This is a genomic window from Streptococcus mitis (assembly GCF_946188375.1).
GTDB lineage: Bacteria > Bacillota > Bacilli > Lactobacillales > Streptococcaceae > Streptococcus > Streptococcus mitis_CX.
The window spans coordinates 1-21,553 of record NZ_CAMHUS010000007.1 but is presented as its reverse complement, the minus strand read 5'-3'; the positions used below and the strand labels follow the sequence as shown (position 1 = coordinate 21,553).

Below are 21,553 nucleotides of genomic sequence, written 5' to 3'. Positions count from 1 at the left end.
AACAGATCAGGGCTCTGTCAGGCCGCTACTACCTCGTGTAGGAGATTGAACTGCCTACATTCTTCTGCACTAACGATAGGCTTTCACCCCCTTTCCATGACATAGTAGCAGCTTTTCAACTACAGCTTCCTACTTGCTTTCACCTAAAATACGGACTTCTCTCTCAAGAGTGACGCCAGAGTGTTCCTTGACTTTTTCGATAACAGACTCAATCAAGTCCTCGTAGTCTTTAGCCGTTCCGTCAGCAACATTGATCATAAATCCTGCGTGTTTTTCTGACACTTCTACGCCACCGACACGATAGCCTTTCAAGCCAGCTTCTGAAATTAATTGACCTGCAAAATGACCTACTGGACGCTTAAAGACCGAACCACAAGATGGATATTCTAAAGGTTGCTTGAGTTCACGTAGATGCGTCAAACGATCCATTTCTTGCTTGATAACCTGATGGCTTCCTGGAGCAAGGGCAAATTTAGCTGACAAGACAACTGCACCAGACTCTTGAATGGCTGAATGGCGGTACCCAAAAGCCAAATCTTTGGCAGACAGGGTCTCGATTTCTCCATCCTTGGTCAAAACCTTACAAGACTGCAAGATGTGGGCAATCTCGCCACCATAGGCACCCGCATTCATAAAGACAGCACCACCGACGCTCCCTGGAATGCCACAAGCAAACTCAAAGCCAGTCAAACTATGACGAAGGGCAATGCGAGTTGTTTCAATCAAGTTGGCACCAGCTTCTGCTTCAATAGTATAGCCATCAACAGAAACATTATTGAGCTTGTCACACAAGATGACAAATCCACGAATTCCACCATCACGAACGATGATATTGCTGGCATTTCCAAGAACCATCCAAGGGATGTCTTCTTGATTGGCAAATTTAACAACGCGCGCCAACTCAAAACGATTTCGTGGAAAGACCAAATAATCGGCCTCTCCACCTACTTTTGTATAACTATAGCTATGCAAGGGTTCTTTGAAACGGATATCAATCCCTTCTAAGATTTCAAGCATGTTTTCTTTTACTGACATGACACTCTTCCTTTTACAAAATTCATTCCATTATACCATTTTTAAGACCATTTGACGACCCTAAAAAAATCTTGGGCTTATTTTAAACAAAAAAAGAGGTTTCCCCCTTTTTCTTATGATTTTTTGCAAAAGATAGCCTTGGTTCCATAGGCAACTAGGATCAGTTCAACTAGTAGAATGACTTCAACTAAGACTGGACTTGTAAGCCAGCCAACTTGGGCTAGAGATGGTGCCAGGTCAAAGAAGGCATGTAGGCCATAGGCTGCTAGGAGATAAATCCATTTCTTCTGGCGAACAGCTTGGTAAACCCAAACAGTCAAAAGCAATTGGAAACCTAGAGCCAAAATTCGCTCAAAACCAAGCAAATAAATCTGCCAGACAGAAAGTGACTGAATGGTTTTTAACATATTTTCAGACAGCAATTGCATGACCTGTGGATTCTGAGTTTGAACTGCTGAGAGAACGATGTAGAGATTAATCAAACTAGTAAGACCTAGGAAAATCAACTCCAAGCCACCATGCCCCAATCCATAAGCCAAGGCATCTGCCTTTTCCAAACTTCTCTTTTTCTCCAACCATTTGAAGAAAATAAGACGAGCAGTTTCCTCAAAAAATGCTGCCATGGCTAGGCCATAGATGATATAGACAAGCGGATGGTCTCGCAAGAGGGCAATACTACCGTCTTTTTGAGGATGTAAAACCAAGATATGCACCAGTTTTTCTAAAATCTGTGAAGAGACAAAGAAGGCAACAGCCCCCAAGCCCAAGACAGCTAGATTAATCTGGTGTTTCTTTTTGGCATACCAAATGCTTCCTATCAAGAAAGCCAGCAACAGCAACATGGTAATAATGATATGAATGGTCATTTTCTTCTCCTATTCCGCCTTTTCAATATCTTTTTTCATCTCGTCAACATTGAACTTAGCAAACAAGTATTGACGATCTTGGACTGGAAAACGTTGGTCCAACTGGTCAACCGCTCCCACCTCGATAATCCCTTCCTTGATGACAAAGTCCATGACATGCCCACCGAAGGTCAAATCATCTGAGATGAAGTGTAGATGATAGCCTGCCACACTGACTCCATGGAAAATCTCTGGCGTCCAGAAACCAACGATGGTTCCTGCTACATTGTCTCGACGATATTCAGGTTGATGGGTTGCGACCTCAGCAAACTTGGTATCTGGTGTCGACTTGGGAATCATACGCACATGCATATGCGAAAATTCCCCACGAATCTTGATAGAACGGAAAAGATTTTCCCCGTCATAATAAGACTCGATTCGCTCTTCCAATTCCTTGTCTGTCATCTCAAAGCGCTGGCGGAAAATGACCTCTGCCTGATGCGGTACTACTGCTGCATAAGGAATAAGGGCATCTGGTGATACTTCCACAATTTCTGGCTGATCTCCTGAGCCTTTGGCCTGGTAGGCCTTGCCATCCAATACAATCAATTCCCCATCAATAGAATCCAAGGTTCCCAAACCAAGGTCACCATGCTCTAGCAATTCTCCCACTGTCATGGTACCGCCATAAAGGCCTGCCATCAAGGCTCCAAGGGTATTGTATTGAAATAATTTCACTGGTTCCTGCACGTTCTTATCCATTCACTTTCTTGTCTGTTATTCTATAAATCTTACTCCTAAGTATACCACATTTGCCCCTAGATGTGAACGAGAGAAACACTCTAGACATTGCCAAGAAGGAAAAAAAAGGGTACAATGTAACAAAATCAAGGGAGGTCTGGAATGAAGAAACAAAGCAAGTACCAAGAGGTTGTTTCCTATCTGAAAAACGGTATAGAGTCTGGACGATTTCCAACGGGAAGTCGCCTGCCTTCTATCCGTCAACTGAGCCTTGACTTTCACTGTAGCAAGGATACTGTCCAACGAGCCCTGCTGGAATTACGGCACGAACAATACCTCTATGCCAAGCCCCAGAGTGGCTACTATGTATTAGAACAAGGGGAACACCAGGATCTAGAAATCGAAGTCACTGACGAACATGCCAGTGCCTATGACGATTTCCGACTCTGTATCAATGAAACCTTGATTGGCCGGGAAAACTACCTCTTCAACTACTATGACAACCATGAAGGATTAGAAGACTTAAGACAATCCATTCATAAACTCCTCTTTGACCAAGCTCTCTACTGCAAGGCTGATCAACTGGTACTGACTTCTGGAACCCAGCAAGCCTTGTTTATCCTTTCTCAAATATCCTTTCCTAGCCAAGCCAAGGAAATCTTGGTGGAACAGCCGACCTACCATCGGATGAATCGCCTCTTAATTGCTCAAGGTCTGGACTATCAAACGATCGAACGAGGCATTGATGGAATTGACTTGCAAGAGCTGGAAGGCCACTTCAAAACAGGAAAAATTAAGTTTTTCTACACCATTCCTCGTTTCCACTATCCTCTGGGGCATTCCTATTCTGAGCAGGACAAACGGGCTATTCTTGACTTAGCTGCCAAGTATGGTGTCTATATCGTAGAGGACGACTATCTGGGTGATTTGGACTCCAAGAAGGGCCAGACCTTCCACTATCTGGATACAGAAAAGCGCGTCATTTATATCAAGTCCTTCTCAACCAGCCTCTTTCCAGCCCTGCGGATAACAGCACTCATTCTTCCAAATGCTATCAAGGAAGCCTTTGTCGCCTACAAAAATATCCTAGACTACGACAGCAACCTCATCATGCAAAAGGCCCTGTCACTCTATATTGACAGTCAATTATTTGAGAAAAATCGGCTAGCTCGCTTGTCCAATCAGGAAACTTACCAAAAACAACTCGAGGAAAGCTTAACTAAAACATCTTGTCCCCTCCCTCACTTTCCCCTACACGATGGTTTATTGCTAGACCTTAGACAGTATCCTAAAATTGCTAGTCTCAAACACAGTCAACTGGGCTTGGACTTCTTTGAAGAGGCTTACTTGGATACCTGTCCTTATCAATTTGCCAAGGTATCCTTAGACAATCTGGAAAATGTTTTAAACTATGTAAAAGCAGAATTGGACTGACTTCCAACTCTGCTTTTTTCTTATACTCTTCGAAAATCTCTTCAAACCACGTCAGCGTCGCCTTACCGTACTCAAGTACAGCTTGCGGCTAGCTTCCTAGTTTGCTCTTTGATTTTCATTGAGTATTATTCTTCAACTTCTGTTAAGGTTGCCGCTTTTTCAAGATATTTTTGGTAGGTGCCGTCATCCTTGAGTTTTTTGATGACCTTGTCCACCACTTCTTTCAAATCAGCACTATTTTTTCTAAGGGCAACTGCATTAGCTTCGCCGTCCTTCATCTTCAAGCTGACAGTTGCGACAGCTAGGTCTGCATTTTTAGCAGCATAGCTAAGCGCAACAGGCTCATCCATGTGAACAGCATCTACTTTTCCAGCCTGTAATTCATTAACAGCTTCACCCATATTGGTTAGGGAAGTCAGCTGAGCTTTTGGCAATTGTTCCTTGACCATTGATTCTGGAACAGTTCCTTTTTGGGCCGCAATATTAGCACTTTCAAGGCTAGTTAAATCCTTGTATTTTTCTACATCGGACTTACGAACCAAAAAACTAATCTTGTTTTCATAGTAGGGGATTGAAAAATCAAAGACTTCTTTTCTCTCATCAGTAGCGCTAATTCCCGCAACTGCTAGGTCAGCCTTACCAGTTTGAAGACTGGTCAAGACATTGTCAAAACTCATGCTTGAAATTTCCAACTTCACCCCAAGTTCATCAGCGATAGCTTGGGCCATATCAATGTCCGCACCGACTACCTGGTTTTTTCCATCAACCAAGGATTGGAATTCAAAGGGTGCATAGTCTGGACTGGTCGCCACAACTAATTTCCCCTTTTGCTTGATGGCCTCAACAGCTGACTGAGAACCGTTAGAATCCGACTGGCAAGCCACTAAGAAGAAACTTGCAAGAAAGCTACATAAAACAAATATCCATTTTTTTGATTTCATAAATAAACAACCTCTCTGTTAATTTTGTATAATTATAACGCTATCCAAGTTGCTTGTCAAGTGTTTTTTGAATTTTTATCTTAAAAATATTTTTTTCATTCAAGAAAAGGAGCTGTCAGTTGATTTCGAGCTCCTTTTTATACAGAATAAATCTATTTTATAGTTCGACAATCTTACCTGTTTCAAAGTAAACAACCCATTCACAGATATTTTTAGCATAGTCTCCAATACGTTCCAAGAAAGCAATCACTTGGAAATAATCACGACCTGTAACGATGGCATCTGGATTTTTCTTGATTTCTTCTGTAGCCAAATCACGAATGCTATCAAAGTAATGGTTGATTTTTTCATCCATGGCTGCTACTTCATAGGCCTGGTCTACTGAACCATTGAGATAGAGTTCAAGGGCTGCTTCAACGAAGTTCTTGACATCGCGCCCCATTCTCTTGATTTCTTCTTCAACAGCTGGGATACGTTGCTCCCCCTTCATACGAATTGCCGCTTTGGCAATAGAAACGGCATGGTCACCCATACGTTCCAAGTCAGATACGGCTTTTAGGACTGTTAGAACAGTACGCAAATCTTGAGAAACTGGTTGTTGAAGAGCAATCATTTCAAATGATTTCTTTTCTAATTTCACTTCGTATTCGTTTACTTCTGCATCGTCTTCGATGACTTCCTTGGCCAAATCACGGTCATGCGTAACAAAGGCACGCACCGTACGATTGATTTGGGATAGCACTTCTTGTCCCATTGCATAGAACTGGTTGTGCAATTTCTCTAAATCTTCTTCAAATTGAGAACGTAACATCATTTATCTCCTTATCCAAATTTTCCTGAAATATAATCTTCTGTTTCCTTGTGTTGTGGGTTGAGGAACATCTTCTTGGTATCGTTAAACTCGATCAGATCTCCATCTAGGAAAAATCCTGTCTTGTCAGAGATACGAGAGGCTTGTTGCATGGAACGCGTAACCAAGAGCATGGTGTATTTATCTTTTAGACCATACAAGGTTTCCTCAATCTTACCAGCCGAGATAGGGTCCAAGGCTGAAGTCGGTTCATCCAAGAGAATGATTTTAGGACTGGTTGCCAAGACACGGGCAACACAGACACGTTGCTGTTGTCCGCCTGAAAGCCCGATAGCTGAATCATGCAGGCGATCCTTGACCTCATCCCAGATAGAGGCTCGTTGCAAGGCTTTTTCTACCGCTTCATCCAGAACCTGCTTATCCTTAACTCCATTGATACGAAGCCCGTAAACAACATTTTCGTAGATAGACATAGGGAAAGGGTTCGGTTGTTGGAAAACCATACCGATTTCCTTCCGCAATTCAACTGTATCTGTACGCGGACTGTAGATGTTGTGACCGTTGTAAACCACCGAACCAGTTGTGGTTACCTCTGGATTGAGATCCCCCATACGGTTGATAGCCTTGAGAAGAGTTGACTTCCCTGATCCAGATGGACCAATCAAGGCTGTAATTTCCTTAGGTTGGAAAGATAGGGAAACACTATTCAAAGCCTTTTTTTGATTGTAGTAAACGGACAGCTCTGACACCTGTAAAATCGCTTCTGTCATACTGTTTCCTTTCTATCCAAAGTGTCCTGTTACGTAGTCATTGGTTGACTGTAGTTTGGCATTTTGGAAAATATTAGAGGTCTTATCGTACTCGATCAAGTCACCCAAGTAGAAAAATCCTGTGTAGTCACTAGCACGCGCAGCCTGCTGCATGCTGTGGGTCACGATGATTATGGTGAAATCTTTCTTCAATTCCAACATGGTTTCTTCCAGCTGAGCTGTCGCAATCGGATCCAAGGCTGACGCTGGCTCATCCATCAAGAGAATATCTGGTTTAACAGAGATAGCACGAGCGATACAGAGACGTTGTTGCTGACCACCAGATAGGGTCAAGGCTGACTTGTGCAAATCGTCTTTGACCTGGTCCCAAAGGGCAGCCTGACGGAGAGAGGTTTCCACAATTTCATCCAAGACTTGCTTGTCCTTAACTCCTGCACGTTCATGGGCAAAAGTGATGTTACGGTAGATAGACTTGGCAAAGGGATTTGGTCGTTGGAAGACCATTCCAATATGCTTACGCATCTCATAAACATTGATTTCTGGGCGGTTGACATCAATTCCTTGATAGAGGATTTGACCTGTGACCTTAGCAATATCAATGGTATCATTCATACGGTTGAGACTGCGGAGGTAGGTTGATTTCCCTGAACCAGAAGGGCCAATTAAGGCCGTAATTTTATTTTTTTCAAATTGCATATCGATGCCCTTGATGGATTCTTTTTTACCGTAGTAAACATGTAAATCCTTAGTAGAGAGGGCCACTTTCTCTTCAGGAAAGGTGATGATATACTTTTCATCCCAATTATATTTTGACATGGCTTCTCCTTTAGGCAGCGGTTAATTTCTTATGTAGATAGCTTCCGAGTTTGCGGGCTCCAAAGTTAAAGATGAGGATAAAGATGAGGAGCACGGCCGCAGAACCTGCTGATACGATAGTTCCATCAGGAATGGTACCTTCACTGTTGACTTTCCAAATGTGGACAGCCAAGGTTTCTGCTTGACGGAAGATTGAGATTGGGCTAGTCACACTGAGAATGTTCCAGTTTGACCAGTCCAGGGCTGGAGCGGATTGTCCTGCTGTATAAATCAAAGCAGCAGCCTCACCAAAGATACGACCAGAGGCCAAGACAACCCCAGTGACAATACCTGGAAGGGCTTCTGGAATGACCACATGGACCACTGTCTCCCAGCGAGAAATTCCAAGGGCCAAGCCAGCCTCACGTTGCGTATGGTGAACGTGTTTCAAACTGTCTTCAACATTACGAGTCATCTGAGGTAAGTTAAAGACTGTCAAGGCCAAGGCACCTGAGATGATTGAAAATCCATACTCAAACTGAACTACAAAGATCAAGTAACCAAAGAGACCTACAACCACTGATGGCAATGAAGACAAGATTTCAATACAGGTTCTGACAAAATTGGTCACAGGACCTTTTTTGGCATATTCAGCTAGGAAAATCCCAGCCCCCATAGACAAGGGCACAGAGATAATCAAGGTAATAACCAGAAGGAAGAAGGAATTATAGAGCTGAATTCCAATCCCTCCGCCTGCTTGGTAAGAAGATGATTTGCCAGTCAAGAAAGACCAAGAGATGTGGGGCAAACCACGAACCAAGATATAAAGAATCAAGGATGCCAAGATGGCAACGATAATTCCTGCAATTGAGTAGAGGACAGCTGTTGCAATTTTATCTAATTTCTTAGCGTGCATAGTTTTTCTTTCCTCTTTCTTTCGTAATCAATTTAATCACACTGTTGAAGGCCAAACTCATCAAGAGCAAGACTAAGGCTAGTGACCAGAGAACGTTATTGTCAACTGTTCCCATAACGGTATTTCCGATACCCATGGTCAAGACAGAGGTCAAGGTTGCAGCAGGTGTTGTCAATGAAGTTGGGACAACGGCTGAGTTTCCGACCACCATCTGAATGGCCAAGGCCTCACCAAAGGCACGCGCCATCCCAAAGACCACTGCTGTAAAAATCCCTGAACGCGCTGCCTTCAAGGTGACGCGCCAAATGGTTTGCCAGCGAGTGGCCCCCATAGCCAAACTAGCTTCACGATAATGACGAGGCACCGCACGCAAGCTATCGGTTGTCATAAAGGTTACCGTCGGTAAAATCATGACAAAGAGAACGAAAATCCCTGACAAGATCCCAAAACCAGTTCCACCAAAGACACTACGGACAAAGGGAACTACGACCTGCAAACCGATAAATCCATACACGACGGAAGGAATCCCAACTAGCAATTCAATGGCTGGTTGCAAGATTCTCGCACCTTTTGGTGAGACCTCGGTCATAAAGACTGCCGCACCGATGGCAAAAGGAGTTGCGATAAGGGCAGACAGGATTGTGACAATAAAGGAACCCAAAATCATGGGAAGGGCACCAAATTGTTTACCTGAAGGATTCCAAGTTTGTCCAAAGAGGAAATCAAAGATGTTGACCCCATTGACAAAGAAGGTCGACAAACCTTTCTGAGCTACGAAAATCAAAATCATAGCCACGATGATAACAATCAAAGACAGACAGGCAAAGGTCAAGCCTTTCCCTAGTTTCTCTAGACGAGAGTTCTTTGAGGGAGAAAGTAATTTTTTAGCTAATTCTTCTTGATTCATTAGTGACTCCCTTCTAGTACTGTTACCGTTCCGACAGCATCTTTTTCAACTTTCATTTCCTTGACAGAAATATAGCCCATTCCCTTAACGATTCCGCTTTGCGCTTCATCTGAGAGGACAAAGTTAAGAAATTCTGCCACCAATTCATTAGGCTGACCTAGTGTATACATGTGTTCATAAGACCACAAGGGCCAGTTATTGGTGGTAACATTTTCTGCAATCGGCTCATAGCCGTTCAATTTCATGCGTTTAACCGAGTCATCCACATAGGCAAAAGCTAGGTAAGAAATGGCTCCTGGTGTCTGGGAAACAATGTTTTTGACCATCCCATTTGAATCCTGTTCTTGACTCTGCACGGCAGATTGACCATCCATGATAACACTATCAAAAGTTGCACGTGAACCAGAACTTGCCGCGCGGTTGATAATGGAAATGGCTAGGTCTTTCCCACCGACTTCTTTCCAGTTGGTCACTTGACCTGTGAAGATGCTACGGAGTTGTTCAGTTGTCAGATTTTCAACATCAACTTCCTTATTTACAATGACTGCCAAGCCAGCTACGGCTACCTTATGGTCCACTAGAGCGGATGCGTTGATACCGTCTTTTTCCTCGGCAAATACGTCTGAATTTCCTACATCAACAGCTCCAGACTGAACCTGAGACAGACCTGTACCAGATCCTCCACCTTGGACGTTGACTGTTTTTCCAACGTGCAGAGAGCCAAATTCATCTGCTGCTGCTTCGACCAAGGGCTGAAGAGCCGTTGAACCAACAGCTGTCATGGATTCTCCACGATCAATCCAGCTAGCACATCCCGCCAAAGAACCTGCCAGCAAAAGAGCTGCAAGGGATAGAGCGAGTTTTTTCCTTTTTTTCACTGTTTTTCTCCTTGAAAATAATGGTGAATGCTGTGAATTTTTTCAACTATTTATTTATGTTTTTCTTTTGAAAATTGGGAGCCAACTGAAGTTCTTTGCTTAGTTTTACTAGAAATTTGCTCAGTTACCTTTCCCACCAAATTTGACTTAAAATGAAAGACAATTTGAAAAAAATCCATACTTCCACTATAACATAGACAAGCTACTTTGACTAGCATTTTCACTTGAATCTGAGGCCTTTTGGAAAATAATTTTTCAAAATATTTCCAGTCACCTTAGCAAAGCCCAAACCATTTCCTTTAACTAAAACTTGGTACCAACCATTTGTCAGATTTTCCGCCAGCTGAACGGTTTCTCCAGCGACATACTTTACAAACGCCTCTTGGTCAATTTCAACCGACTGCTTGACCTGACTCGGTTTCAAGGCTAGACCAAGAGCAAAACTAGGCTCAAAGCGTTTCTTCTTAAAGGTCCCTAAATGCAGGCCATTCCTAGCAATCTTGAGTTTCCCTAAATCTGGCAAAAGTTCTGGCAAGAGATAAAGCTGGTCTCCAAAAGTCTGCAAGATACCCGGTAGATTAACCTTCAGGTGGTTTTGGGTAAATTCCTGCCACAAGGAAACTTGTTCTCGGCTGATATTGCTCTTACTTGCCTTAAATTTAGGAGCTGGATTGTCACCTCTAAATTGTAAATGAGCTACAAATTGTCCCTCTCCCTTAAAATGATGAGGGAACATCCGAGCCGTTTCTGGCAGGTCAATTCCAGCTACCATTCCATTGATATGCTCTACTGGCAACAAATCAAAATCATACTCCTCCAGCAACCAATTGACAATCTCTTCGTTTTCCTCGGGGGCCCAGGTACAGGTTGAATAAACCAAGCGACCACCTTCTGCTAGCATGGTTACTGCATCTTCCAGAATTTCTCTTTGCAAGCTAGCACATTGAATCGGATAATCTAAGCTCCAATAGTCCATAGCATCTGGTTGCTTACGAAACATCCCTTCCCCAGAGCAAGGAGCATCAAGGACAATAAGGTCAAAATAGCCTTTAAAGACCTTGGCCAAGCTGTCGGCAGATTCATTAGTCACTACGACATTTGTCGCTCCAAAGCGCTCCATATTTTCTACTAAAATCTTAGCCCGTTTGCTTGAAATTTCATTGGAAACAAGTAGCCCCTCCCCTGCTAGATAGGCTGCCAGTTGAGTTGATTTGCCACCCGGTGCAGCTGCCAAGTCCAAGACCTTCATCCCAGGACTGGGCTTGGCTACCTGAGCAACCATCTGGGCAGCAGGTTCTTGCGAATAAACCAAACCAGTAGCATGCTCAGGCGATTTCCCTGAAACCTTCCCATAGTGGCCCCAAGGGGTTTGAGGAATGGCATCATAAAAGGAAACTGGCGCTTCTTTTAAAGGATTAACCCGAAAGGCAGAAACCGCTTCCTCCTCAAAAGAGGCAAGAAAATCTCTTGCCTCATCTCCTAGTATCCCTTCATATTTTTCAACAAATCCTTCTGGAAATTGCATTTAAGTTCTTTTCCTTTCGTAAATATAGGACTGAATTTCCTCCTGCATCTCAAGAGGCACCATCATGACTGGCTGTCTGGTTTGAAAATCAAGAGCTTCACCAGAAAGAGTCACCACCCGATAGCCCAGACTTTCCCCTAAAATACTAGCCGCAGCATAATCCCATGGTTGCAGATAGGTAACATAGGTCAACAAACGCCCTGACAAAATCTTGGCAAAACTAATGGCCGCACTTCCATAGACACGAACACCAAGAACCGCTCGGCTCAAATCAGCCAGCCCCCATTCATTGGTTTCCAGCATACCACTATTTCCTGCAATGAGAAAATCTCCAAGTGGTTTGGCTTTAAAGGGAGCTAGGGGTTTATCATTTCGACAAACCGGAAACTTACCACCACCGTGATAACAATCCCCCTTGACCACATCATAAATCAAACCAAATTGCCCTTGACCATTCTCAAAATAAGCCATCATGACAGCAAAATCTTCCTGCTGGGCTACAAAATTATTGGTCCCATCAATCGGATCAATGACCCAAACCTTGCCCTCTTGAACTGAAGCTCGCAAACAGCCCTCTTCAGCACAAATCTTATCCTCAGGATAACGAGACAAAATCTCACTAACCAAGAATTCCTGAACTTCCTTGTCCAGTCGGGTCACCAAGTCTGTCGGAGAGGACTTGGTCTCAACACGTAAGTCTTCCTGCATGTGGTCAAGGATATACTGGCCTGCTTTCTTAATTAGCTCTTTAGCAAATTCAAATTTACTTTCCAAGAGAAATCTTTCCTTCCCCTTTTTCCTTGGCCGCCTGAACCGCTCGATAAAGCGAATAGCCACTAACCGTTTCAAATTCTCGTCCCAAACGTTTTTCTTCGCTCTTGCCTGGCACGACTGCTTTGAATCCCTTATAAGAATCCAGTAGCTTTTTAGCCTCTACCTTGCTTTCATAGGCAGCTTCAACATCATTAAAAAAAGAAAGCACTGAAGCAAGTTCTTCAGTGCTCCACGACAAATCTAGTGGGTAACTATACTGTTTGTTCATTAACTAATACCAGCTCTCATTCTTGCTTCTTTTAGTTCTTGCTTACGATAACTACGAGGGAGAAAAGCACGAATCTCATCTTCATTAAAACCGATTTGCATGCGCTTGGCATCGATAATAATTGGGCGACGCAAAAGACTAGGATACTGCTCAATCAAATGAAGCAATTCCGATACCGAAATACTTTCTACATCAATATCTAATTTTTGAAAAATTTTTGAACGAGTTGAAATGATGTCATCAGTACCATTTTCGGTCAAGGAAAGGATGTGTTGCAATTCTTTTCTTGTTAAAGGGCTGGTCATGATATTGTGTTCCACAAAAGGTACCTTATGTTTCTCTAACCAGGCCTTAGCCTTACGACATGATGTACAACTCGGTGATAGAAATAGTGTAATCATGCTTTTCTCTTCTTATCTATACTTTACTACTTCTATTATACAAAAAAATAAAGCGCTTGACTAGGGATTTTTAGAAAAAAAAAGCCTATTTTTTCAAGAAAAATAGACTGTTTGCGAACGATTGCCAAATTGTATTTGGTTAATTCATTCTTAACGATAGTTTCGAATCACACACCTAACTTATTTACTCAAAATAAGAACATCTTTAGTATTATTTCCTAAGACTTTTCAGGTACAAAAAGCCAAAGAAGCTTTCATAGAGGGCAAAAAAGAGGAGGAAGGCATGAAGAAAAAAGGTCTCTGGCAAAATCAGAATCACTGGATCCTTGGCTGGGTCAAAAAGCCAGGTATCATCTCCCACAAAGAGAATTTGATGGAAAAGGGTAAAGAATTGGTCAAAACCAATCAGAACTCCCCCAAGCCCAATCAGTAAAGGCAAGACTACTAGAACCAAAAGCCCTTTACTAAATAGAGATAAAAAGCCCTTTTTCACAATTCCTTTTACAAAGACATAGAAACTTGGCAGTGTCACTAGGGCAACTAACTGTACCAAGTGAAAGAGATTCTTAACGACTGCAAAGTGGTGCAAACCAGCTGCTGACGAACGAAAATCAGGCATCTCTAGGACCTGACTAAAAGGATTGGTCAGGTAATTCATCAAGATATGAAAGTTGTACTGAATGGTTTCCGGTTTTAAATAGACCCGATTTGTTAAATTCAGCCACTGAATTTCCAATGGATAAACAATCCAAGCCAGATAAATAGTCAGAAGGATTGAGAGGGAAAGGAGAAAGAGCATAGAGGCCCAAAAGTTCAGTTTAGTTTTCATCAAAATCCCACTCCGAAAGGCTAGACACCACATGAGTCGGTGCGATTGGTAGGTCTGCTACTTCTTCTGCCTTAGTGAAACCTGTTGTCACCAAGAGCGTTGGAATGCCATTGTCAATCCCTGCTCGGATATCTGTTAAATAGTTATCTCCAACCATAATCAACTCTTCCCGTTCCAAGCCTAAGTGCTCAACTGCCTTGTCCATGATGATAGCATTTGGTTTCCCAATATAAACAGGCTTCACTCGTGTTGCTACTTCAAGCAGGGTAATCAGCGAACCAGCACCAGGCAAAAGACCGCGTTCTGTCGGGATGTTGAGGTCAGGATTGGTTCCGATAAAGTGAGCTCCCTTTTGGATAGCCAGAGTTGCTGTCGCAAATTTTTCATAGTCGACTTGCCAGTCCAGTCCTACTACCACATAGGCAGGATTTTCCTTGTCTTCCACATAACCAGCCGCCTTGATGGCTTCCTTAAGCCCTGATTCTCCAATGACATAGACTGTCTTTTCCAGTCCCAAGTCATTCATGTAGTCGATGGTTGCCAAGGTCGCTGTGTAGACAGTCGATAGGGGCGTATCGATATTAAAATTCTGAGCCAACATATCCTGAACACTCTCTGGAGTGCGTGTTGTATTGTTGGTCACAAAGAGATAGGGAATATCCCGCTTTTGCAATTCATGGACAAAAGCCTCTCCTGCTGGGATTCGGTCTTTCCCCTTATAAATAGTACCGTCTAAATCAATTAAATAGCCTTTATATTTCATACTTTTTCCTAATCTTTTTTTATTTCTTGCCAAGTGATGATAGCTTGGGCATTGGTAGCACCATCGCTTGTAATTTCATGCTTGCTTTCCAGTCCAGTCCGTTCAACAGCCGATGTAATCACCCCACCTGGTCGAACTTCCTTGACATACTTGAGGTTGATTTTTTGGGGAATATACTGGGTCAAAAATTCCGCTCCCATGACCTCAAAAATCCAGTCCAGGTATTTACTGTTGTTGACATGGCCATTCATATCCAAGTCGTAAAAACGTACATGGTAATCCTTGCTGACTGGCTCGTCCAAGGACTCATACTTTGGTCCGCGGATAAGTTTTTTATCAAAATCAGACTGGTAAGGAGCCACAATCTCAGGTTCGACAGCATGGACTTTTCGACTGTCTCGGTCCATGAGAACAAAGGTCGCCATCATGTGAATGAGCTCCTGCCCCGTTTCATCATAAATGGTAAAGCGACGATAGCAAAAGAGTCGATTGTAGCTCAAAGCTTCCGTTTCGATGGTGATTTCTTCCGCAAAACGAGGCAAACGAACCACCTCAATATCATAATCTGTGATAATCCAGACCAGATTATAGTCCTCCAAAATGGCCTTATCACTAACACCCAGTTCAATCGACTGCATCCCTGAAACTTGCAGGGAAAGCAAAATCACATCTGGAAGCTTGATATGACCGTTCATATCAGCCATATCAAAAGGAATTTTCATTTTCATTTGATAAGTTAAGCCCATCATCCTACTCCAAAATAAATCGTTCTGCTACGGTGTCTCCCAAAAAGAGTCCTCTTTTTGTCATGCGAACTCGGTCACCCTCTATTTGCATGAGACCCTGTTGAACCAAGTCTCTGACAATTTCTCCATAAAGACCCTCGAAAGATCGGTCGAATTTTTCCTCAAATCGCGCTATAGAGACCCCTGATTTCTTGCGGAGCCCTAAGAACATTTCCTCTTCCATTTGCTCTTTTTGACTCAGGTGCTCTTCTGTAATACGAGCATTGCCTTCCTCAACTGCATTGAGATAATGGCGAATGGGACCATGATTCTTATAGCGCACTCCATTGACATAACCAGATGCCCCAGCACCGATGCCATAGTATTCAGCATTGTCCCAGTACATGAGATTATGGCGACTTTCAAAACCAGGCTTTGAGAAATTGGAAATCTCATAATGCTCAAAACCAGCTCGCTCCAGCTCTGCAATGATGTACTCAAACATCTCAGCTTCCAGTTCCTCCTTAGGCAGAGGCAATTTCCCTCGTCGCATACGGTTCATAAAGACCGTATGATTTTCCAAAATCAAGCTATACAAACTCATATGGGGAATATCAAGTCCAATGGCCTTAGCCACATTTTCCTTGACCTGCTCCATGGTCTGACCAGGCAGTGCATAAATCAAATCAATAGAGATATTGTCAAAACCAGCCAGTTTCAGACGGTCGATATTTTCATAAATATCCTTCTCCAAATGACTGCGCCCAATCTTTTTCAGCATCTTGTCATCAAAGGTCTGCACACCTAGCGAAACACGATTGACAGCCGAGTTCTTCAAAACAGCAATCTTATCCGCATCCAAGTCGCCTGGATTGGCTTCAATGGTCAACTCTTCTAAGACAGACAAATCCAAGTTTTTAGTCAAGCCCTTCAATAACACCTCCAGTTGAGAAGCTGACAAAGCTGTCGGTGTGCCACCACCGATATAGAGGGTTCTCAACTTTTGAATATCATAAGATTGAAACTCTTCTAACAGATGTTCCAAATAACTATCTACCGGCTGATTCTTGATAAAAACTTTTGAAAAGTCACAATAATAACAAATCTGGGTACAAAACGGGATGTGCACATAGGCTGACGTTGGTTTTTTCTGCATAGTAATTATTATACCACAAAGACAGGCTACGAGAAAAAAATCACCATCCCCAGACATATAGTTCGTCCAGAGATGGTGATGGTTTATTCTTCTGTTATGTCAATAACAATCTCTTCTAATTCATCAAGAGTTTCGGCCTTTTCTTGCCACTGCTCCTTGAAATTATTGAATCGATCTTTTGATGCTTCTGTCGCTTGACGAGCACATGATTTTGCTTGAGCAAGGACACTGTCCACAGTGATTTCACCTGACTCAACCTGTTCTTTGGTTTTAAGAACAAAATCTGTAGCCTGCTCCTTGACTTCTGTCAGTTTTCCACAGACCTGCTCCTTGGCATACTCAGGATCTTCTCTCAAATCATCTAGAAAATCTTGAGCCTGACTGCAAACTTGTTTGCCCTTGTCGCTTGTTAAAAACAAGGCAAGAGCTGCACCTGAAACGGTTCCTAAAAGGATTGAGGATAGTTTACCCATAAGTATTCTCCTTTTTTATTTTTTAAAAAATTTACTTGCAAGACGAAGAGCTGACAAACTTGCACCAGTCTTAAGTGTTTTTGAACCAGCTGAAGAAGCTTTCTTGCTCAAGACACGCGCATGGTCATTGAGGTCTGAAACAGATAGAGATAAATCTGCCACTGCACTAAAGAGTGGATCAATCGTTGCCACCTTGACATTGATATCATCTGCCAAGACATTGACCTTAGCCAGCAATTCATTGGTATGATGCAAGGTCACATCCACATCTGAAGTCAAGGTTTTAATCGTCTTCTCTGTTTCATCGATAACACGTCCAAGCTTTTGTACAGTAATGATTAAATACACTAAAAATACAATCAAAGCAAGGGCTACAAGAATATATGCAACTTCTAACATTTAGTTTTCCTCCTCTGTAATATAGTAAGGGGCCTTCTTTCGATTTTGATATAGAATGATAAAAATACCCAGTCCGATAAGAACAACTGAAAGCCATTGAGACACTCGAAGACCAAAGAACATGAGACTATCTGTCCGCATGCCTTCGATGACCATACGACCGAAACCATACCAAATCAAGTAAAATGCAGTGATATGACCTCGTCTGAGACTCTTCCATTTTCGTCTGAATATCAAAATTAAAGTAAATCCAAGTAGATTCCATAGAGACTCATAAAGGAAGGTCGGTTGACGGTAGCTCCCCTCAATATACATCTGGTCACGGATGAAGCCAGGTAGATAATCCAAATTATCTACTGTAGCCCCGTAGGCTTCTTGGTTAAAGAAATTACCCCAGCGTCCCAGACTTTGAGCAATCATGACGCTAGGCGCCGCAATGTCTAGAAAATCCCAAGTATTGATGAGCTTACGATCAGCAAAGATATAGAGGACAAGGGCACCAGTAATCAAACCACCGTAGATGGCCAAACCACCATTCCAAATGGCAAAAATTTCTCCTAAGTTCTGACTATAGTAATCAAAACGGAAAATAACATAGTAGAGACGAGCTCCTAAAATAGCCAGAGGAAAGGCTACTAAGATAAAATCTAAAATATCGTCTGGTATGATCTTCTTTCTAGGCGCTTCTTTCATGGTCAAATAAACCGCCAAAATCAAGCCTGTCACTATACACAAGGCATACCATCGAATAGCTAGAGGGCCTAGATGAATAGCAATTGGATCAAGCATTAGGCACCTCGTTTTGAGCAATGAGATTAGTCAAGCGTTCTTCGAACAAACGCGTCGCATCAAAGCCCATTTCCTTGGCACGATAATTCATGGCAGCTGCCTCAATCACAACAGAGATATTACGACCTGTTTTAACTGGAATACGAATACGAGGAATGGCTACGCCAGAAATTTCTATTTCCTCTGCATTGTTTCCAAGACGATCAAAAGTCTTATGTGTATCGTAATTTTCCAAGTAAACAGCCAACTGAACTTGTGAAGAGTCCTTGACAGCACTGGCACCGTAGAGGCTCATGACATCGATAATCCCAACCCCACGAATTTCAATCAGGTGTCTCAAGATTTCAGCAGGTTCACCCCAAAGAGTAATCTCGTCCTTGGCAAAGATATCGACCCGGTCATCAGCTACCAAGCGGTGACCACGTTTGACAAGCTCTAGACCTGTCTCACTCTTACCGATGCCACTATCGCCCTGAATCAAGACACCCATACCATAGATATCCATCAAGACACCGTGCACACTGGTCCGTTCTGCTAAACGTGAATCCAGATAACTAGATAACTCTCCAGATAAACGACTGGTTGCTGTACGACTGGTTAAAATGGCAATCTTACATTCTCTGGCTGCCTTTAGCATCTCCTCAGGAACCACCAAACCACGGGCAACAATAACCGCAGGTGTCTCAGGTAGAAACATTTTTTTCAAGACTTGGTAACGGTTGTGAGAGGACATCGAAACGAGGTAGGACCACTCCTTCATTCCCAAGAGCTGGATTCGCTCAGGCGTATAATAGTCAAAATAGCCCGTCATTTCAAGACCAGGTCGCGTAATGTCCGCGGTATTAATTTCCTTTTCAAGTAATTCTGGTTCGCCATAGACAATGTCTAGTCTAAGCTTTTCAATCACTTCTTTTACTAAAACCGACATCATTTCCTCCTTCAATCGAGTTCTTTTTACTATTATATCAAATTGTCCTTAGAAGTTTCAGATTTTTGCAGGCTTTGAAGTATTTATTTAAAAATAAAAAAGACTAGATTTCTCTAGCCTTTCATTTCAAATTAGAATTTTTTACGTTTACGAGCTGCTTCTGATTTACGTTTACGTTTTACAGAAGGTTTTTCATAGAATTCACGTTTGCGTGTTTCTTGAAGAGTACCAGCTTTAGTAACCGCACGTTTGAAACGACGAAGTGCGTCGTCAAGAGATTCATTCTTACGTACTACTGTTTTAGACATTTTTTTCACTCCCTTCAAGTTCAAGATCTATTCTATTCTACACGTAAAAGGAATAATTGTCAAGAAAAAATCCGGTTTAATTTTGATTTTTTTGCCATTTATTCAAGTCTTGAAAGCATCAATTAAATAGAGAAACTGAAAGAGTTCATTTTTTTATTTTTCTAACAAGCTGAGCGCTTCAGCATCTGCAATAATCGTCACATCTGGGTGGTTTTGGAGGCTACTTGCTGGTAAGTTCTCAGTCACTGGACCAGACACTGTTCCAGCAATAGCTTCTGCTTTTGATTCACCGTAAGCAAAGAGAAGAATAGACTTAGCATCCAAGATATTTTTAATCCCCATTGAAATGGCTTGGGTTGGAACATCTTCAATCTTGTCAAAGAAGCGCGCATTGGCTTCGATAGTAGACTGGTCAAGTTCTACTAGATGTGTTTGACTGTCAAATGGAGTACCAGGCTCATTAAAGCCGATATGTCCATTGCGACCGATTCCCAAGATTTGAAGGTCCACTGGATGGTCAGCCAAAATTTGGTTGTAGCGTTCAACTTCAGCTTCAGCATTGTCCTTAACCCCACGAGGCAAGAAACTTTCTTTAAATGGTTTTTGGTTAAACAAGTTTTCTTGCATGAAGTAACGGTAAGACTGTGGATTGTCTCCATCAAGCCCTACATACTCATCAAGGTTGACACTGGTTAGATTTGAAAAATCAAGGTCACTCTCAACAATTTCCTTGTAAAATTCAAGTGGGCTACTTCCTGTCGCAAGTCCTAGGGTTTGAGCTCCATTGGCTAATTTTTCCTTCAAAATCTCAAAAGCAACTTTTCCACCTTCGATTTGGTTTTCAACTTTAATAACTTTCATCTTTTTATCCTCCGTTTCAATCTATATTTATTATATGGTATAGACCAATTTTTGTCAAGTGAAAACGATTTAATTTTCAAAAAAAGAGCGTCCAAACTTGAAACATGTTATAATGGATAAGATTAGAACTTAGAAAGAATGAACAGATATATGAATACAGCTGATTTTGATTTCCACTTACCCGAGGAATTGATTGCCCAAACGCCCCTTGAAAAACGGGACGCTTCTAAACTCCTCATTGTCAATCGTGAGACGGGAGAAATGCAGGATAAACACTTCCACTCTATTATTGATATGCTGGAACCTGGTGATGCCCTTGTTATGAACGATACCCGTGTTCTCCCTGCCCGCCTCTATGGTCAAAAGGAAGAAACTGGAGGTCATGTGGAACTGCTCCTACTCAAAAACATTAGTGGCGATGAGTGGGAAGTTCTGGCTAAACCTGCCAAACGCCTCAAGATTGGTACTCGTGTCAGCTTTGGTGATGGTCGCCTCAGCGCTGTCGTTACGGAAGAATTGACTCACGGGGGCCGCATTGTCCGCTTTGAATACCAAGGAATTTTCCTAGAAGTTTTGGAAAGTCTGGGAGAAATGCCACTACCACCCTATATTCATGAAAAACTGGATGACCGTGAACGCTATCAAACTGTTTACGCCAAGGAAAGTGGCTCTGCTGCAGCACCAACTGCTGGACTACACTTCACTAAAGAACTGCTAGCAGAAATCCAAGCTAAGGGTGTTCATCTAGTCTATCTGACTCTTCATGTCGGACTAGGAACCTTTAGACCCGTTTCAGTTGACAATCTGGACGAACACGAAATGCACTCAGAATTCTACCAGCTTTCTGAGGAAGCGGCTGCCACTCTTCGCTCTGTTAAGGAAAATGGGGGGCGTGTCATCGCTGTCGGAACCACTTCTATACGCACTTTGGAGACTATTGGTTCCAAGTTTGATGGGCAAATCCAAGCAGATTCTGGCTGGACCAATATCTTTATCAAACCTGGGTATGAGTGGAAGGTCGTGGATGCCTTCTCAACCAACTTCCACCTGCCAAAATCAACTCTGGTCATGTTGGTTTCTGCCTTTGCCGGCCGTGAATTAGTCTTAGACGCTTATCACCATGCCATTCAAGAACACTACCGCTTCTTCAGTTTTGGCGATGCCATGTTTATCTATTAATTTATATAATCAAAAAACGCATATTATGTACTGACCCCAAAAAGTTGGACAAATAATTATTGAAAGGATTTAGTTCTGTATTGGACAGGACTAAGTCCTTTT

General features: G+C 42.5%; 26 protein-coding genes. 2 read left to right on the top strand and 24 right to left on the bottom strand.

The features are described 5' to 3' along the window. Positions 1 to 129: 129 nt before the first annotated feature. The 3 genes from murB to budA all read right to left on the bottom strand — a co-directional run bounded on the left by murB (position 130) and on the right by budA (position 2,642). Positions 130 to 1,035 carry a UDP-N-acetylmuramate dehydrogenase gene (gene murB / locus N8M16_RS07165; protein ID WP_049488624.1) on the bottom strand — a complete coding sequence of 302 codons (906 nt, stop codon included), beginning with the start codon at positions 1,033 to 1,035 and terminating at the stop codon, positions 130 to 132. Between the two features lie 113 nt (positions 1,036 to 1,148). Beyond that, the gene (locus N8M16_RS07160) at positions 1,149 to 1,901 is read right to left on the bottom strand and encodes a YhfC family intramembrane metalloprotease (protein ID WP_049488626.1); all 753 of its coding nucleotides are present in this window, start codon (positions 1,899 to 1,901) and stop codon (positions 1,149 to 1,151) included. A 9-nt stretch (positions 1,902 to 1,910) separates the two neighbouring features. Then, a complete protein-coding gene (gene budA, locus N8M16_RS07155) occupies positions 1,911 to 2,642 on the bottom strand; it encodes an acetolactate decarboxylase (RefSeq protein ID WP_004259844.1) in 732 nt (243 codons plus the stop codon). A gap of 141 nt (positions 2,643 to 2,783) precedes the next feature. Here budA and N8M16_RS07150 point away from each other — a divergent pair, with 141 nt between their 5' ends. Next, entirely contained in the window at positions 2,784 to 4,055 is a 1,272-nt protein-coding gene (locus N8M16_RS07150; protein ID WP_261069894.1) for an aminotransferase-like domain-containing protein, read from the top strand. Between the two features lie 125 nt (positions 4,056 to 4,180). On the opposite strand, the gene N8M16_RS07145 is transcribed toward N8M16_RS07150, so the two are convergent. The 21 genes from N8M16_RS07145 to N8M16_RS07045 form a co-directional block, all read right to left on the bottom strand. Further along, the gene (locus N8M16_RS07145; protein WP_078238267.1) at positions 4,181 to 4,996 is read right to left on the bottom strand and encodes an ABC transporter substrate-binding protein; all 816 of its coding nucleotides are present in this window, start codon (positions 4,994 to 4,996) and stop codon (positions 4,181 to 4,183) included. 157 nt (positions 4,997 to 5,153) lie between these two features. Further along, positions 5,154 to 5,807: a phosphate signaling complex protein PhoU gene (gene phoU / locus N8M16_RS07140; protein ID WP_000946458.1), complete on the bottom strand. Its 654-nt coding sequence runs from the start codon at positions 5,805 to 5,807 to the stop codon at positions 5,154 to 5,156. 11 nt (positions 5,808 to 5,818) lie between these two features. After that, the gene (pstB, locus tag N8M16_RS07135) at positions 5,819 to 6,577 is read right to left on the bottom strand and encodes a phosphate ABC transporter ATP-binding protein PstB (protein ID WP_020901520.1); all 759 of its coding nucleotides are present in this window, start codon (positions 6,575 to 6,577) and stop codon (positions 5,819 to 5,821) included. A 12-nt stretch (positions 6,578 to 6,589) separates the two neighbouring features. Further along, positions 6,590 to 7,393 carry a phosphate ABC transporter ATP-binding protein PstB gene (gene pstB / locus N8M16_RS07130; RefSeq protein ID WP_000049857.1) on the bottom strand — a complete coding sequence of 268 codons (804 nt, stop codon included), beginning with the start codon at positions 7,391 to 7,393 and terminating at the stop codon, positions 6,590 to 6,592. Positions 7,394 to 7,403: 10 nt separating this feature from the next. Then, positions 7,404 to 8,288, bottom strand: coding sequence for a phosphate ABC transporter permease PstA (gene pstA, locus N8M16_RS07125; RefSeq protein WP_000543046.1), 885 nt, complete (start codon positions 8,286 to 8,288; stop codon positions 7,404 to 7,406). Continuing rightward, positions 8,278 to 9,195, bottom strand: a complete 918-nt coding sequence (pstC, locus tag N8M16_RS07120) for a phosphate ABC transporter permease subunit PstC (RefSeq protein WP_001070903.1) — start codon at positions 9,193 to 9,195, stop codon at positions 8,278 to 8,280. Before pstC ends, pstA begins: the two co-directional genes overlap by 11 nt. Further along, complete coding sequence (locus N8M16_RS07115) at positions 9,195 to 10,073, bottom strand: phosphate ABC transporter substrate-binding protein PstS family protein (RefSeq protein ID WP_024057491.1); 879 nt, start codon at positions 10,071 to 10,073, stop codon at positions 9,195 to 9,197. Before N8M16_RS07115 ends, pstC begins: the two co-directional genes overlap by 1 nt. 220 nt (positions 10,074 to 10,293) lie before the next feature. After that, positions 10,294 to 11,598 (bottom strand): RsmF rRNA methyltransferase first C-terminal domain-containing protein, encoded by a 1,305-nt coding sequence (locus N8M16_RS07110; RefSeq protein ID WP_261069893.1) that lies wholly within the window; start codon positions 11,596 to 11,598, stop codon positions 10,294 to 10,296. Further along, entirely contained in the window at positions 11,599 to 12,372 is a 774-nt protein-coding gene (locus N8M16_RS07105; protein ID WP_024057494.1) for an inositol monophosphatase family protein, read from the bottom strand. After that, positions 12,362 to 12,640, bottom strand: a complete 279-nt coding sequence (locus N8M16_RS07100; RefSeq protein ID WP_024057495.1) for a UPF0223 family protein — start codon at positions 12,638 to 12,640, stop codon at positions 12,362 to 12,364. Before N8M16_RS07100 ends, N8M16_RS07105 begins: the two co-directional genes overlap by 11 nt. Then, positions 12,640 to 13,041, bottom strand: coding sequence for a Spx/MgsR family RNA polymerase-binding regulatory protein (locus N8M16_RS07095; RefSeq protein ID WP_000631257.1), 402 nt, complete (start codon positions 13,039 to 13,041; stop codon positions 12,640 to 12,642). Before N8M16_RS07095 ends, N8M16_RS07100 begins: the two co-directional genes overlap by 1 nt. Positions 13,042 to 13,252: 211 nt before the next feature. Beyond that, positions 13,253 to 13,870: a TIGR01906 family membrane protein gene (locus N8M16_RS07090; protein ID WP_261069892.1), complete on the bottom strand. Its 618-nt coding sequence runs from the start codon at positions 13,868 to 13,870 to the stop codon at positions 13,253 to 13,255. Beyond that, on the bottom strand, positions 13,860 to 14,633 hold the full coding sequence (locus N8M16_RS07085) for a TIGR01457 family HAD-type hydrolase (protein WP_261069891.1): 774 nt from the start codon (positions 14,631 to 14,633) through the stop codon (positions 13,860 to 13,862). Before N8M16_RS07085 ends, N8M16_RS07090 begins: the two co-directional genes overlap by 11 nt. Positions 14,634 to 14,641: 8 nt before the next feature. Beyond that, positions 14,642 to 15,379, bottom strand: coding sequence for an acyl-[acyl-carrier-protein] thioesterase (locus N8M16_RS07080; protein ID WP_261069890.1), 738 nt, complete (start codon positions 15,377 to 15,379; stop codon positions 14,642 to 14,644). Positions 15,380 to 15,383: 4 nt separating this feature from the next. Further along, positions 15,384 to 16,514, bottom strand: a complete 1,131-nt coding sequence (hemW, locus tag N8M16_RS07075) for a radical SAM family heme chaperone HemW (protein WP_061590288.1) — start codon at positions 16,512 to 16,514, stop codon at positions 15,384 to 15,386. Between the two features lie 83 nt (positions 16,515 to 16,597). Then, on the bottom strand, positions 16,598 to 16,987 hold the full coding sequence (locus N8M16_RS07070; RefSeq protein ID WP_061590289.1) for a YtxH domain-containing protein: 390 nt from the start codon (positions 16,985 to 16,987) through the stop codon (positions 16,598 to 16,600). Positions 16,988 to 17,002: 15 nt separating this feature from the next. Further along, positions 17,003 to 17,386 (bottom strand): DUF948 domain-containing protein, encoded by a 384-nt coding sequence (locus N8M16_RS07065; protein ID WP_000895040.1) that lies wholly within the window; start codon positions 17,384 to 17,386, stop codon positions 17,003 to 17,005. Then, positions 17,387 to 18,175, bottom strand: coding sequence for a prolipoprotein diacylglyceryl transferase (gene lgt, locus N8M16_RS07060; RefSeq protein ID WP_261069889.1), 789 nt, complete (start codon positions 18,173 to 18,175; stop codon positions 17,387 to 17,389). Further along, a complete protein-coding gene (gene hprK / locus N8M16_RS07055; RefSeq protein WP_000115155.1) occupies positions 18,168 to 19,103 on the bottom strand; it encodes an HPr(Ser) kinase/phosphatase in 936 nt (311 codons plus the stop codon). The genes lgt and hprK overlap by 8 nt, the downstream gene beginning before the upstream one ends. Before the next feature lie 131 nt (positions 19,104 to 19,234). Beyond that, the gene (gene rpsU / locus N8M16_RS07050; RefSeq protein WP_000048054.1) at positions 19,235 to 19,411 is read right to left on the bottom strand and encodes a 30S ribosomal protein S21; all 177 of its coding nucleotides are present in this window, start codon (positions 19,409 to 19,411) and stop codon (positions 19,235 to 19,237) included. A 153-nt stretch (positions 19,412 to 19,564) separates the two neighbouring features. Then, positions 19,565 to 20,272: a glucosamine-6-phosphate deaminase gene (locus N8M16_RS07045; RefSeq protein WP_000864591.1), complete on the bottom strand. Its 708-nt coding sequence runs from the start codon at positions 20,270 to 20,272 to the stop codon at positions 19,565 to 19,567. A 150-nt stretch (positions 20,273 to 20,422) separates the two neighbouring features. On the opposite strand from N8M16_RS07045, the gene queA reads away from it, so the two are divergent. Next, positions 20,423 to 21,451: a tRNA preQ1(34) S-adenosylmethionine ribosyltransferase-isomerase QueA gene (gene queA / locus N8M16_RS07040; RefSeq protein WP_020901527.1), complete on the top strand. Its 1,029-nt coding sequence runs from the start codon at positions 20,423 to 20,425 to the stop codon at positions 21,449 to 21,451. The last annotated feature ends 102 nt before the right edge of the window (positions 21,452 to 21,553 follow it).